The sequence below is a fragment of the Burkholderia multivorans ATCC BAA-247 genome (assembly GCF_000959525.1).
GTDB lineage: Bacteria > Pseudomonadota > Gammaproteobacteria > Burkholderiales > Burkholderiaceae > Burkholderia > Burkholderia multivorans.
Genome location: NZ_CP009832.1, coordinates 1,402,132 through 1,416,647, shown reverse-complemented (window position 1 = coordinate 1,416,647; position 14,516 = coordinate 1,402,132). Strand labels below are relative to the sequence as shown.

The following is a 14,516-nucleotide window of genomic DNA, read 5'->3' as shown; positions in this document are numbered from 1 at the left end:
AGGAAAAGCTCCGGCGCGAGCCATGACAAAGACCAGCGTCGCCCTACAATTTCTGGTCCTCGTCGCTTTTTGTTTCATAGCTTTTATGGGCCTTCTTGTAGCTATTGCCAAACGGCTTGATATGAAGCAATTTAGCACGGCTCGTCATACCGCCGACAAGCGCGATAGCGAAACCAGAAAGCAAAAGAATTCGCGCCCACAGAATGGGGATGTCGCACTCAACAGCGATGGCAGCAAATGCTACCCCTACAGCGATGAGCAAGAACCGGAACCACGAGGTGAAATTTCCATCCTCAATAAATTCGATCTTCATTTTTCCCATTTGACGAATCAGTACCGACAATCCGATTCAACTTATTTTGACCGACTTTAGCAACACCACTACCATTGACTTGACTTGCAAGCTCATTAATTGCCGGAGTAAATGCGGGGTTGGCCGCTGAAATATAGTTTGAAACGATGGCCGTAAATCCGTTAAATAGATACTGCCCTGTATCCGGCTTAACTAATTGTCCGATTGCATTTGCGACAATTCCTACCACTGTCCCTGCAAATGCGATCCCGTCGCAAACCGCGGAGCAAGGCGTTACAGCTGCCCCCGCCACCGCATTCGATGATACACGTCCGGCATTTGTCGAAATCATCCCCATCGCTTCCGCTGTTGTGTTTCGCACATAGTTCGCATCGGATTGATCGAATTTCGTGAACGGTCCCGTGATGTTCCAGCTTCCCCCTTTCCCGGTCTGCAGATAAGTAATGCTCGGCACATCACCAGCCGGTGCCGAGCTTGCATTCGACATAATGCACGCCTGCAATTCCGGATTCGCCTGTGCAGTAATCTGCGCAAGGGTCGTCTTCCCGTCACTTGTTGTACCACCCGCAGCGTCAACAAATGTCAAGCGTTGCTGAGAAGTCACGAACTAACTGAAAACTCTCCGCACTTGTATTAATGACGAGTTCGCCGATCCGTAATCCCAATCCGACAAGCCAAACAGCGCATTGTGTTAGTCGGGCGTATCGAAAGCATTGACTTCGGCAATCGGCGCGAATATTACCTCAGCCGTCATCTCAAAAATCCCTGACAGAATTGCGAGGTCGAATCTGCACATGTCCCGCGATCGAGTCTGTGACCACATATCGCCCACCCGAGTACGGTCAGCTATGGCCGCTCCGTCGCTACATTTCCGCATCGGCGCACTTCGCTTGGGAGTTTCCGTGAACTGCTCTGGGGATCCAGGCCACAAACGAGCGTTGGCGTTTCGGAGGCGATTTTCACGATAGGAACGGGAGATTGGAGATGAAGGGCAAGCAAGACTCGGTGAAGCAGATCTGGTTCGGCCGTATCCATCGAGCCAGCTTCCACCGTGAAGCACTGTTCGCGATGAGCGACCGCCTTCAGTAGGCGCAGCGCCGGGCGCGGCAAAGGAATTTCGCGCGGTTTCCCTGTCAGGTACTGCATCTTGTGCGGCAGCCGTGCGACGCCCGTTTTCATGTTCAGCGTATTCTTCCCGAGCCCGCGCAATTCCTTCGCGCGCATGCCGCAACGGAGCGCCACAAGCCACGCGAGCGCGACCTCCTGATTCTTCGTCGTCGGCTCCTGACCGGTCCGGTACCCGAGCCAGCGCACGATCGGGCGCACTTCCTTCCATGGATCAACGCGTCGCGTCCGCGGCACGCTGTCTGGTGGCAAACCAAGGTCCGCAAACGGGCTGGACTGGATCCACTTCCATTCCCTTCGCGCAATCGTGTAGACGTTCCGATACAGATTGATCTCGCGCAGGACCGATCCGGGCTTGATGCCGCGCACCTTCTTCCCATCGGGCGCGATATATCCGGATAGTCGACGATCACGCCATTCGGCCCACATCGGGGTATCCGCCTGCGACAACGGCCTCTCTGCGTACTCGGGGAACTGCTTGATGAAAGAGGCAATGCGGTTCTGCTCCCACTTCGTTCCGCCCTTCTTGGGCGACACACGCTTCGAGTATTCGGCAAGCGCTTCGCCAAGGGTATGTCTATCGGCGGCCGGCATGTCGCCGAGGCGTTTCAGTTCAGCCTCGCGCGCAGCGCCCCACGCGTTTGCCTCGCGGCGCGTGCGCAGCACCTTCGAATCGCGCACGCCACCGACGTAGACCTGCACGCGGAAGCCGTCTTTGTGTGGGGTGATCGATGCCATCGTGGGGAGAGTCGTGCGTAGTAGATGGGGAATCCGTTCTACAACTCTCCCCAAATTGAGGGGAATAATACTTGTATGGATGAACAGGGCTCTCGCTGTAACCTGTTGTTTCTACACGGTTCCACTTGACAGCCAAGTTCACGTTGAAAGGCCGTGGTGCCGGGGACCGGACTCGAACCGGCAAGCCAGTTAAGGCGGCGGATTTTCGTCACACTGCTTCTTTCGAAGCCGACGTCGTCTGAACGACATCGTTCGTGCGCTGGACTATGCCTTCGCCGTCGCGCGCGGGCGTGCTGCCGACCCGTGCGCCTTAGGCGCCCCCCGTCTAGTCTCTACACCTTCCTCGCGGTGCCCGCGAGGCTTGGCTCGGCGTTGCCTCGATGCGCACATCAGGGGTTTCGCCGAATTTGAAGGGTTCTGCACCGACCGTTTCCAGCCGGGCACTCAATCGTTTAAGTCCGCTATGTTTACCAATTTCATCACCCCGGCAACAGGGCGGACGCGATTCTACCATTGGTCGCGCGTGCGTTCCCCGATTCAGGCATGCCGCGAACCGTCGAAGCATGCTCTCGCGTCCGCACGCAGCGATGCGCCGCCGGAATAATCCGCCGTAACCGACGCCAATCCCGCGAACGCATGCGGTTTCGCCCCGCATCGACGCATCCGCCGATACAATCGGAACTGCCTCCGCGCCGCGCCGACCCTCTTGCGCGCGACGCGCACGCACACCGCGATACGCCCCCTTCACGCGTCATCGACAGGTCACAAACGTTTTCGATAATCAACCCGCCGAAAACGTTTACATCGCGTGACCTCATGACCTCGACCATCAAGGATGTCGCCGCACTCGCCGGCTTTTCGATCGCCACCGTGTCGCGCGCGATCAATGCGCCGCACACCGTCAGCCCGGCGACGCTCGAAGCAATCCGCACCGCGATCGATACGCTGCGCTTTCGTCCGAGTCCGCTCGGCCGGCAGTTGCGCGGCGAGCGCACGCGGCTCGTCGGCGTCGTCGTGCCGACGCTGTCGAATCCCGTGTTCGCCGACTGCCTGCTCGGCATCGACGAACTCGCGACCGCGGCCGGCTTCAAGCTGATCCTGATGACGACCGAATACGACGCGGCGCGCGAACGTCACGCGATCGAGACGCTGCGCGAGCAGCGCGTCGAAGGCCTGATCCTGACCGTCGCCGACGCCGACACGCATCCGCTCCTCGACATGCTCGATCGCGACGGACCGCATTACGTGCTGATGCACAACGACACGCAGCGCCGGCCGTCGGTGTCGGTCGACAACCGGCACGCCGCATACGACGGCGTGCGGCTGCTCACCGCGCGCGGCCATCGTCGCGTGCTGATGCTCGCGGGCTCGCTCGCCGCATCCGATCGCGCGCGCCAGCGTCATCTCGGCTATGCGCAGGCGCTCGCCGAAAGCGGCGTCGCGACGCTGCCACCCGTCGAAGTCGACTTCAACGCGCCCGAACTGCCCGACGCGGTGCTCGCGCATCTGACCGCGCACGCGACGCGCCCGACCGCCCTCTTCTGCAGCAACGACCTGCTCGCGATGGTCGTGATGCGCGGGCTGCGCCGCGCCGGTTTCTCGATCCCGGACGATCTGTCGGTACTCGGCTTCGACGGCATCGACATCGGCGAGCTGCTCGCGCCGCCGCTCGCGAGTGTCGCGACGCCGAACCGCGACATCGGCCGCCATGCGTGGCGACGATTGATCGACGCGATCGGCGGCGCCGCGATCGAACGCACGTCGCTAATTCTGCCGCACGCGGTGCGCGACGGCGCGACCGTCGCACCGCCCGCGGCCGACGTGCAACTGCGTCGCGCGTAAACCCGCGCGCCGCGCGCTGCATGCGGCGCGCGGCGACGTCCCCTTTCTTCGTCCGGAGACCTGATCGTGCCTTTCCGTCCGACCTCGCTGCTGCGCGCGCTCGCTGCGCCGCTCGCCTGCGCCGCACTCATCGCCGGCGCGAACGCCGCTCGCGCCGATGAAACGGCGATCTGCTACAACTGTCCGCCCGAATGGGCCGACTGGGCCGCGCAGATTGCGGCGATCAAGCAGAAGACCGGCATCCGCGTGCCGTTCGACAACAAGAACTCGGGTCAGGCGATCGCGCAGCTGATCGCCGAACAGAAGAGCCCGGTCGCCGACGTCGTCTATCTCGGCGTCTCGTCCGCATTCCAGGCGAAGGACAAGGGCGTGATCGCGCCGTACAAGCCCGCGCACTGGAACGACATCCCCGCGAGCCTGAAAGATCCGCAGGGCTACTGGTTCGCGATCCATTCGGGCACGCTCGGCTTCTTCGTCAACAAGGATGCGCTCGACGGCAAGCCCGTGCCGCGTTCGTGGGCCGATCTGCTGAAGCCCGAATACAAGGGGATGGTCGGCTATCTCGATCCGTCGAGCGCGTTCGTCGGCTATGCGGGCGCGGTCGCCGTCAACCAGGCGCTCGGCGGCAGCCTCGACAACTTCAAGCCGGCGCTCGACTGGTTCCGCAAGCTGAAGGCGAACGCGCCGATCGTGCCGAAGCAGACCGCGTATGCACGCGTGCTGTCGGGCGAGATTCCGATTCTGCTCGACTACGACTTCGACGCATACCGCGCGAAGTACAAGGACAACGCGAACGTCGAGTTCGTGATCCCGAAGGAAGGTACGATCGCGGTGCCCTACGTGATGAGTCTCGTGAAGGGCGCGCCGCACGACGCCAACGGCAAAAAGGTGCTCGACTTCGTGCTGTCCGACGAAGGCCAGAAGCTGTGGGCGAACGCGTATCTGCGCCCGGTGCGCGCACAGACGCTGCCCGCCGACGTCGCGACGAAGTTCCTGCCCGCGAGCGACTATGCGCGCGCGAAGCCGGTCGACTTCGGCAAGATGGCGGCCGGCCAGCAGGCGTTCGGCCAGCAGTATCTGCAGGTGATGCAGTAAGCGCCGATGCTTGATCTGACCTTTCCGCTGCGCTGGCGCATCGCGCTCGTCGCGCCGGCGCTCGCGGTGTTCGCCGCATTCTGGCTGCTGCCGATGGCGGCGCTCGTGCACGTCTCCGCCGACGGCGGATTCGTCGCGCGGTACGCGGCGCTGCTCGGCAACGCGCGCTACATGAAAAGCCTCGGCGCGACCGTCGCGCTGTCCGCGGGCGTTACGCTCGCGACGCTCGCGCTGTCGACGATTTCCGGCCTGCTGCTCGCGCGCCGCGAATTCGCCGGCAAGCGCGTGCTGCTCGCGCTGCTGACCTTTCCGCTTGCGTTCCCGGGCGTCGTTGTCGGCTTCATGGTGATCATGCTCGCCGGACGGCAGGGATTGATCGGCGCGTTGTCCGCGAAGCTGACCGGCGACAAGTGGGTGTTCGCGTATTCGATCGCGGGACTGTTCGTCGGCTACCTGTACTTCTCGATTCCGCGCGTGATCGTCACCGTGATCGCCGCAGCCGCGAAGCTCGATCCGTCGCTCGAGGAAGCCGCACGCTCGCTCGGCGCGTCGCCGTGGCGCATCTTCGCCGACATCGTGCTGCCCGCGCTCGCGCCGGGGCTGATCGCGGCCGGTGCGATCTGCTTCGCCACCGCGATGGGTGCGTTCGGTACCGCGTTTACGCTCGCGACCGATCTCGACGTGCTGCCGATGACGATCTATACCGAGTTCACGCTGAACGCGAACATCGCGACGGCCGCCGGACTGTCGATCGTGCTCGGCATCGTCACGTGGGCCGTGCTCGCGCTCGCGCGCCGGTTCGCCGGTCACACCGCCGCTGCCGCGGCCTGAGGAGGCATTCGATGCCATCGCTTTCCGATTCTTCCGCGCCGCCGCGCGCGGCATCGTCGGCGCGCGCGGCCGGCCGTTCGCGTCGCGTGCCGCGCCGGGCCGGCGGCCGTGCGATCGCCGCGCTGCAATGGAGCGTCACGCTGCTGCTCTGCGCGTTCCTGATCGTGCCCGTCGCGATGTCGGTGCTCGCGGGCCTGACCGTCAACTATTTCCGCGGGCTGTCGAGCGGCCTCACGCTGCGCTGGCTCGAACAAGTGTGGCAGCAGTATCACGGCTCGATCTGGCTGTCGCTCGCCGTCGCGTTCGCGACGCTCGCGATCGTGCTCGTCGTCGGCGTGCCGGCCGGCTATGCGCTCGCGCGCAGCCGCAGCCGCGTCGCGCGCGTGATCGAGGAAGCGCTCGTGCTGCCCGTCGCGCTGCCGGGCCTTGCGTCGGCGCTCGCGCTGCTGATCGTCTACGGCGGCTTCACCGCATTCCGGATGAGTCTGTGGTTCATCGTCGCCGGCCACGTCGTGTTCACGCTGCCGTTCATGGTGCGCGCGGTCGCGGCCGTCGCGGCGAGCGCGGACCTGCGCACGCTCGAGGAAGGCGCGGCGAGCCTCGGCGCGTCGTTCGCCACGCGCTTCGCGACGATCGTGCTGCCGAACCTGCGCCCCGGCATCGTCGCGGGTGCGCTCGCGGTGCTCACGCTGTCGATCGGCGAATTCAACCTCACGTGGATGCTGCATACGCCCGACACGAAGACGCTGCCGGTCGGTCTCGCCGATACCTATGCGTCGCTGCGTCTCGAAGTCGGCAGCGCCTACACGATCCTGTTCCTGCTGATGACGCTGCCGCTGCTCGTCGCGATGCAATGGCTCGGCGTCGATCCGTCCGGCACGCGCGCGTCGAAGCGGCGCGCACGCTGATCTTTCCGTTCCGATGAAACTCGATTCCATTCCCATTACGCTGACCCGCTGCGCGAAGACGTTTCGCGGCACGCGCGTGCTCGAACCGCTCGACCTGTCGATCGGCGCGGGCGAGACGCTCGTGCTGCTCGGCCCGTCCGGTTGTGGCAAGACGACGACGCTGCGCCTGATCGCGGGCCTCGACACGCCGGATGCCGGCGGCACGATCGCATTCGGCGACGACGACGTGACCGCGCTGCCGATCGAGCGTCGGCAGGTCGGCATGGTGTTCCAGAACTACGCCCTGTTTCCGAACCTGACCGTGCGCGGCAACGTCGGCTACGGGCTGAAGATTCGCCGCACCGAGCCGCGTGCGCTGCGCGCGCGTGTCGACGAACTGCTCGCGATGATGCGGCTCGACGCGCATGCGGACAAGCCGATCGATCAGCTGTCCGGCGGACAGCGTCAGCGCGTCGCGCTCGCACGCGCGTTCGCAGTCGGCCCGCGTGTGCTGCTGCTCGACGAACCGCTGACCGCGCTCGATGCGAAGCTGCGCGACGCACTGCGCCGCGAGATGAACGCGCTGCTGCGCGCGCTCGGCGTGACGACCGTCTACGTGACGCACGACCAGGCCGAAGCGATGGAGCTCGGCGACCGGATCGTCGTGATGGGCGCCGGTCGCATCGAACAGATCGGCACGCCGCGCGACGTCTACTACCGCCCCGCGAACCGCACGGTCGCGCAATTCATCGGCACGCTGAATCGCGTTGCAGGACAATGGCGGGACGGCGCGCTGGTCACGACGGGCGGCGCGATCGCGACGCCGCATGCGGGCGACGAATGGTTCTTCCGTCCCGAGGACGCGCAGCTCGCCGATCCGGCCAATGCACCGTTGCGCGGCACGGTCGGCGCATGTGCGTTCCTCGGCGAGCGCACGCGGCTGACGATCGAGGATGCGGCGCCCGACGCGCTCGTGATCGACGTGCCGGGCCGCATCGCGCTTGCACGCGGCACCGCGGTCGGCCTGTCGATCGCGACCGACGGGCTGATCGCGCTCGGCGCATGAGCGGCGCGCCTCGCGCGCACCCACGATAACGACATCCCTCCGAGGAACCGACGATGCTGCTTGCTCAAATCAGCGATCTCCACATCAAGCGTCCGGGCCAGCTCGCGTACCGGCGCGTCGACACTGCGGCCGCGCTCGCGCGCTGCGTCGCGAAGCTGAATGCGCTCGTGCCGCGCCCCGATGCGGTGCTCGTCACGGGCGACCTGACCGATTTCGGCCATGACGACGAATACCGGCATCTGCGCGATCTGCTCGCGCCGCTCGAGATCCCGTACTACCTGATGGTCGGCAATCACGACGATCGCGCGGCGCTGCGTCGCGCGTTCGCGGATCGCCACGAACTGCAGCACGGCGAATTCGTGCAGTACGCGCTCGACATCGGCGCGGTGCGCGTGCTCGCGCTCGATTCGCAGGTGCCGCGCACGAGCGGCGGCGACCTGTGCGATGCGCGGCTCGGCTGGCTCGCCGCGCAGCTCGACGCCGCGCGCGACCGGCCGACGATCGTCGCGTTGCATCATCCGCCGTTCGTGTCGGGCATCGCGCACATGGATGCATTGCGGCTCGCACCGAGCGCGGCCGCGAAGCTCGATGCGCTGCTGCGCGGCTATCCGAACGTCGAGCGCGTGCTCTGCGGGCACGTGCACCGGACGATGTTTACGCGCTTCGGCGGAACGCTCGCGTCGGCGGTGCCGGCGCCTGCCCATCAGGTCGCCTTCGACCTGCGCGCGGACGGGCCGTCCGCGTTCCGGCTCGAGCCGCCGGCGTTCGCGGTCCACCGGTACGCGCCGGACACCGGGATGGTTTCGCATCACGTGTACGTCGACGAGGGCGACGGGCCGTATCCGTTTTACGAGCCGTCCGGGGAACTGGTCGACTGACGCGGTTGGGGCGTGGCTGCGCCGGCGGCGATCGCGCATCGGCGACGCGCGCGCATCGCGGTTCGCCGGGGCGCGATCGCACGGCATGTCGCCGCGGGCATGGTTCGCAGCGCTCCGGTATGCCGACGAGCGGACGACCGCCGTGCCGTATCGACAGCCGGCGCACCTTACAGAGCGCCCTCCCGCCCGATCGGGCCGCCGGCACGCGCCGGCACGATTTGCGGCGCTCCGGTATGATCGGCACCCTCGATCGACGTCCGGCTGCGTGCGTCCGCCAGGGCCGCGCGCGCCGCGACGCGCTCCTTTCGTCCCGTGCAGCCATGTCCATCGCTTCGTCCGACCGTCCGACCGACGCCGCCTCGCCCCACTACTCGCGCAGCCTGCTGTTGCTGCTCGCGACGATCGCGGGCGTGTCGGTCGCGAACATCTATTACAACCAGCCGCTGCTCGACAGCTTCCGCTCGGCGTTTCCGCAAGGTGCATCGTGGATCGGCGCGGTGCCGACCGCGACGCAGCTCGGCTACGCGGCCGGCATGTTCCTGCTCGCGCCGCTCGGCGACCGCTTCGATCGCCGCACGCTGATCCTGCTGCAGATGGCGGGCCTGTCGGTCGCGTTGATCGCGGCCGCCAGCGCGCCGTCGCTCGTCGTGCTCGCGGCGGCGAGCCTCGCGATCGGCGTGCTCGCGACGATCGCGCAGCAGGCCGTGCCGTTCGCGGCCGAGATCGCGCCGCCGGCCGAGCGCGGCCATGCCGTCGGCACCGTGATGAGCGGCCTGCTGATCGGCATCCTGCTCGCGCGCACGGCCGCCGGTTTCGTCGCCGAATACTTCGGGTGGCGCGCGGTGTTCGGCGCATCGGTGGCCGCGCTCGTCGTGCTGGCAGTCGTCATCGTGCTGCGGCTGCCGCGCAGCTCGCCGACCTCGACGCTGTCGTACGGCAAGCTGCTCGGCTCGATGTGGCACCTCGTGGTCGAATTGCGCGGGCTGCGCGAAGCGTCGCTGACGGGCGCCTCGCTGTTCGCGGCGTTCAGCGCGTTCTGGCCCGTGCTGACGCTGCTGCTTGCAGGGCCGCCGTTTCATCTCGGTCCGCAGGCGGCCGGCCTGTTCGGCATCGTCGGCGCGGCGGGCGCACTCGCGGCGCCGTATGCGGGACGCTTTGCCGACACGCGCGGGCCGCGCGCGATCATCTCGCTCGCGATCGCGCTGCTGGCCGTCTCGTTCGTGATCTTCGCGCTGTCGGGCACGAGCCTGGTCGGGCTCGTGATCGGCGTGATCGTGCTCGACGTCGGCGTGCAGGCCGCGCAGATCTCGAACCAGTCGCGCATCTACGCGCTGAAGCCGGAAGCGCGCAGCCGCGTGAACACGGTCTACATGGTGTGCTATTTCATCGGCGGCGCGCTCGGCTCGTCGGTCGGCGTTATGGCCTGGCGCGCAGCCGGCTGGCTCGGCATGTGCGCGGCCGGACTGCTGTTTACCGCGCTCGCAGGCGCGTTCCACTACGTCGGCGGCAAGCGCGGCTGAGCGCCGCCGCCGCGCGCGGGGCGGGCGCCTTACGCGTCCGCGCGCTGCGGTGAGGACTCGCGCGCAGGCCGCGGCGCAAGTGGCGACAACGTGTCGGGCGTCGCCGCGTGGGGTGCTGCTGCATCGACTGCCGCTGTGCCGGCCGTCGCGGCGTCGACCGCTGCAGCACCGGCTGCCGCTGCATAGGTTACCGCTGCATCAACGACCGCTGCGCCCCCTACCGCTGCACCGACTGCCACTGCATCGACGACTGCTTCGCCGGCTACCTCTGCATCGACTGCCGCAGCGCCGGATACCACCGCATCGACCACGCCTGCATCCGCTGCCGCCGCACCGGCCGCCGCGCCGTCCGGCGCAGCATTCGCCACCGCACCCGCCGCGGACACGGCGGCCGCCGTCATACCGGGCGCGACGTCCGGCATCGCGGTCGGCACGGGGACTGCGATCGGCTCGTACGCCGACGCGCCATCAGCCGCCGACACAGACGCCGACGCAGTCGCAGCAACCGGCGAACCGGCCGCGGCCGCTGCCGGCCGACGCGCCGGATCGAACAGGAACGACAGCCCGACGCTGCCGAGGATCGCGACGGTCGCGACGACCGTCGCCATCGTCACCGGCTCGCCGAGCATCAGCGCGCCGAGCGCCACGGCGACGATCGGATTCACGTACATGCAGCTGCTTGCGATGATCGGGCTCGTGTGCCGGATCAGATAGCCGTACGCGACGTACGCGGCCATCGTGCAGAACACCATCAGATAGACGAACGCGAACACCGGCGCGACCGCGAGGTGTTCGACATGCTCGCCGAGCAGCCATGCGGCGAGCGTCGACATCAGCCCGCCGAGGCCGATCTGCAGCGACGTCGAAAGAAACAGGTCGGACGGCAGTTTGAGCCGCGTCGCGAGATGCGCGCCGCCTGCCCAGAACAGCGCGCCGGCCAGCACGCTGATCGTGCCGAGCGCCGAGTTTTCGGCGGCGGCGCCGCCCGAATTCAGCACGACGATCCCGACCATCCCGAGCGCGACGGCCGCCCACTCGCCTTTCGTCACGCGCCGCCCGGCGACCGCCGCGATCACGGTCGCGAACAGCGGCACCGTCGCGACCATCACCGCGGCCGAACCGCTGCTGACCGTGCGCATCCCGAGCGCGATCGTGCCGGACGACAGCGCGACGAGCATCGTGCCCACGATCGCCGCATTACGGATCTCGACGAGCGTCGGCCATTCGGGCTTGCGGCGCAGCGCGAAGACGAACAGGCCGATCCCGCCGAGCAGGTTGCGCAGCCCCGACAGCAGCAGCGGCGGGAACGACTGCAGCGCGAAATGCAGCCCGCTGTACGTCGAACCCCAGACGAAATAGATGAAGACGAGCGCGAGCGCAACGCGGCCGCCGCGGCTTTGCGGCAGACGAATCCGCAGCGGGAAGCGCGCGAGGAAATCGAGCAGACGGTCGAGCGGCGTCATGGCCTGACCGCCCGCACGTCGCGCCGCGTGCTCCGCCGAAAGACGCCGGCGACGCCGGCAAGCGGCCCTGACAGGGCCGGGAAAGCGAAAGCGGACGTGCGGAACGACATGACAGTGCGAACGGCGACGAATGAAAACCGGCAGGCGGCGGCAGAGGGACAAAAAAACGTGCGCAACCGCAACGGCTGCGCACGCTCGGCATTATGGCACCAAGGATTCGAAAGCATCGCCTGACACTGCTGAAAGGAACAGGACTGACGTTTCGGCGCGACATTTCGGCGGCCGGCGCGCGTGTCGTACGCCGCAAAGCGGCGACGCCCGTCGAAACGATCGCGGTCCCGAAGTTTTCCGCACACGCCGCACGGCACGATGCTGCAGTGCGCAGCCGCCGGCACACGCGTGCGTCGCGCAGTGCGTGCGAGGCGGGCGCCGGCGATGCTGCGCGCGCACGTCGCGCCGCGGCCGGTTCCGGTTGAATCCGCCGCGAAGCCGGTGTATCGTGTGCCCTTGCTAACGCGGGGGTCCTGCAATGCTCCCGGTCGAACCGGCCGGCATTGTGGGTGAGAAATACCCTTTGAACCTGATCTGGATAATGCCAGCGCAGGGAAGCGTACGGGCTTCGCCGCCATCCCTCTGACGAAACCCGCCGCCTCACCAAACTCGTCTCCTGCTTAGCTCGAGCCCCCATTCGTCACGGGGCCCGGGTGAACGCCAAGGCGCCCACTCGGGCCGACAAGGAGATTGCATGAACGCCAATCCGAAGTTTCTGTCTGCCGACGCCCACGTCGACGCTGCTGCCGTCGCGCCGCTGCCCAATTCGCGGAAAGTCTATGTGACGGGTTCGCAGCCCGACATCCGCGTGCCGATGCGCGAGATCACGCAGGCCGACACGCCGACCGGCTTCGGCGGCGAAAAGAATCCCCCGATCTACGTCTACGACACGTCGGGCCCGTACACCGATCCGGACGCCAAGATCGACATCCGCGCGGGCCTGCCGGCGCTGCGCCAGCGCTGGATCGAAGCACGCGGCGACACCGAAACGCTGCCCGGCCTGTCGAGCCAGTACGGCCGCGAGCGCGCGGCCGATCCGGCCACGGCCGACCTGCGCTTCCCGGGCTTGCACCGCAATCCGCGCCGCGCACGCGCCGGCAAGAACGTGACGCAGATGCACTATGCGCGTCAGGGGATCATCACGCCGGAGATGGAGTTCATCGCGATCCGCGAGAACCAGCGCCGCGCCGAATACCTGGAGAGCCTGAAGGCGAGCGGCCCGAACGGCGCGAAGCTCGCCGCGATGATGGGCCGCCAGCATCCGGGGCAGGCGTTCGGCGCCGCGGCATTCGGCGGCAACGCGCCGAGCGAGATCACGCCGGAATTCGTGCGCGACGAAGTCGCGCGCGGCCGCGCGATCATCCCGGCCAACATCAATCACCCGGAATCGGAGCCGATGATCATCGGCCGCAACTTCCTCGTGAAGATCAATGCGAACATCGGCAACTCGGCCGTCACGTCGTCGATCGGCGAGGAAGTCGACAAGATGACGTGGGCGATCCGCTGGGGCGGCGATACGGTGATGGATCTGTCGACCGGCAAGCACATCCATGAAACGCGCGAGTGGATCATCCGCAACAGCCCGGTGCCGATCGGCACGGTGCCGATCTACCAGGCGCTCGAGAAGGTCAACGGCAAGGCCGAGGAACTGACCTGGGAAATCTTCCGCGACACGCTGATCGAGCAGGCCGAGCAAGGCGTCGACTACTTCACGATCCACGCCGGCGTGCGCCTGCAGTACGTGCCGCTGACCGCGAACCGGATGACGGGCATCGTGTCGCGCGGCGGCTCGATCATGGCGAAGTGGTGTCTCGCGCATCACAAGGAAAGCTTCCTCTACGAGCACTTCGAAGAGATCTGCGAGATCATGAAGGCGTACGACGTGAGCTTCTCGCTCGGCGACGGTCTGCGCCCCGGCTCGATCTACGACGCAAACGACGAAGCGCAGCTCGGCGAGCTGAAGACGCTCGGCGAGCTCACGCAGATCGCATGGAAGCACGACGTGCAGGTGATGATCGAAGGTCCGGGCCACGTGCCGATGCAGCTGATCAAGGAAAACATGGATCTGCAGCTCGACTGGTGCAAGGAAGCGCCCTTCTACACGCTCGGGCCGCTGACGACCGACATCGCGCCGGGCTACGACCACATCACGTCGGGCATCGGCGCCGCGATGATCGGCTGGTTCGGCACCGCGATGCTCTGCTACGTGACGCCGAAGGAACACCTCGGCCTGCCGAACAAGGACGACGTCAAGGAAGGCATCATCACGTACAAGCTCGCCGCGCATGCCGCCGATCTCGCGAAGGGTCATCCGGGCGCGCAGGTGCGCGACAACGCGTTGTCGAAGGCCCGCTTCGAGTTCCGCTGGGAAGACCAGTTCAACCTCGGTCTCGATCCGGACAAGGCGCGCGAATTCCACGACGAAACGCTGCCGAAGGATTCGGCCAAGGTCGCGCACTTCTGCTCGATGTGCGGCCCGCACTTCTGCTCGATGAAGATCACGCAGGACGTGCGCGAGTTCGCAGCGCAGCAGGGCGTGTCCGAAGCGGACGCGCTGCAGAAAGGGATGGAAGTGAAGGCCGTCGAGTTCGTCAAGAGCGGCTCGGAAATCTATCATCGTCAGTGACGCACGGCGCGCCGCGGCGCGCACGTCGTTCGTCGAGCCCGCCTTCGCGCGGGCTTTTTTGCGCGCCCGCTCGCATCGCGC

General features: G+C 66.5%; 11 protein-coding genes, 1 pseudogene and 1 riboswitch. Of the genes and pseudogenes, 8 read left to right on the top strand and 4 right to left on the bottom strand.

Annotation, left to right across the window (positions count from 1 at the left end; all coding sequences use genetic code 11):
- Positions 1-43 precede the first annotated feature (43 nt).
- The 3 genes from NP80_RS19040 to NP80_RS19035 form a co-directional block, all read right to left on the bottom strand.
- Entirely contained in the window at positions 44-322 is a 279-nt protein-coding gene (locus tag NP80_RS19040) for a hypothetical protein (RefSeq protein ID WP_223855036.1), read from the bottom strand.
- The gene (locus NP80_RS30970) at positions 294-917 is read right to left on the bottom strand and encodes a hypothetical protein (RefSeq protein WP_141110010.1); all 624 of its coding nucleotides are present in this window, start codon (positions 915-917) and stop codon (positions 294-296) included. The genes NP80_RS19040 and NP80_RS30970 overlap by 29 nt, the downstream gene beginning before the upstream one ends.
- A 242-nt stretch (positions 918-1,159) precedes the next feature.
- Positions 1,160-2,176, bottom strand: a complete 1,017-nt coding sequence (locus NP80_RS19035; RefSeq protein WP_006411746.1) for a site-specific integrase — start codon at positions 2,174-2,176, stop codon at positions 1,160-1,162.
- Between the two features lie 816 nt (positions 2,177-2,992).
- On the opposite strand from NP80_RS19035, the gene NP80_RS19030 reads away from it, so the two are divergent.
- From NP80_RS19030 to NP80_RS19000, 7 genes are all read left to right on the top strand, one after another.
- Complete coding sequence (locus tag NP80_RS19030; RefSeq protein WP_006401155.1) at positions 2,993-4,018, top strand: LacI family DNA-binding transcriptional regulator; 1,026 nt, start codon at positions 2,993-2,995, stop codon at positions 4,016-4,018.
- Positions 4,019-4,084: 66 nt separating this feature from the next.
- Complete coding sequence (locus NP80_RS19025) at positions 4,085-5,113, top strand: ABC transporter substrate-binding protein (protein WP_006411745.1); 1,029 nt, start codon at positions 4,085-4,087, stop codon at positions 5,111-5,113.
- A 6-nt stretch (positions 5,114-5,119) separates the two neighbouring features.
- A complete protein-coding gene (locus NP80_RS19020; protein ID WP_006411737.1) occupies positions 5,120-5,944 on the top strand; it encodes an ABC transporter permease in 825 nt (274 codons plus the stop codon).
- Positions 5,945-5,955: 11 nt separating this feature from the next.
- On the top strand, positions 5,956-6,852 hold the full coding sequence (locus tag NP80_RS19015) for an ABC transporter permease (protein WP_045594049.1): 897 nt from the start codon (positions 5,956-5,958) through the stop codon (positions 6,850-6,852).
- Between the two features lie 13 nt (positions 6,853-6,865).
- Positions 6,866-7,897 (top strand): ABC transporter ATP-binding protein, encoded by a 1,032-nt coding sequence (locus tag NP80_RS19010; protein ID WP_006408887.1) that lies wholly within the window; start codon positions 6,866-6,868, stop codon positions 7,895-7,897.
- A 53-nt stretch (positions 7,898-7,950) separates the two neighbouring features.
- Complete coding sequence (locus NP80_RS19005) at positions 7,951-8,775, top strand: phosphodiesterase (protein WP_006408883.1); 825 nt, start codon at positions 7,951-7,953, stop codon at positions 8,773-8,775.
- Positions 8,776-9,095: 320 nt separating this feature from the next.
- Positions 9,096-10,295: an MFS transporter gene (locus tag NP80_RS19000; protein WP_006408886.1), complete on the top strand. Its 1,200-nt coding sequence runs from the start codon at positions 9,096-9,098 to the stop codon at positions 10,293-10,295.
- A 314-nt stretch (positions 10,296-10,609) separates the two neighbouring features.
- Here NP80_RS19000 and NP80_RS18995 read toward each other — a convergent pair.
- Positions 10,610-11,758, bottom strand: a pseudogene (locus tag NP80_RS18995) (EamA family transporter); the annotation flags it as partial.
- A gap of 507 nt (positions 11,759-12,265) precedes the next feature.
- A riboswitch (TPP riboswitch) is annotated at positions 12,266-12,383 on the top strand.
- A gap of 120 nt (positions 12,384-12,503) precedes the next feature.
- Here NP80_RS18995 and thiC point away from each other — a divergent pair.
- Complete coding sequence (gene thiC / locus NP80_RS18985; RefSeq protein WP_006401164.1) at positions 12,504-14,435, top strand: phosphomethylpyrimidine synthase ThiC; 1,932 nt, start codon at positions 12,504-12,506, stop codon at positions 14,433-14,435.
- Positions 14,436-14,516: the final 81 nt, after the last annotated feature.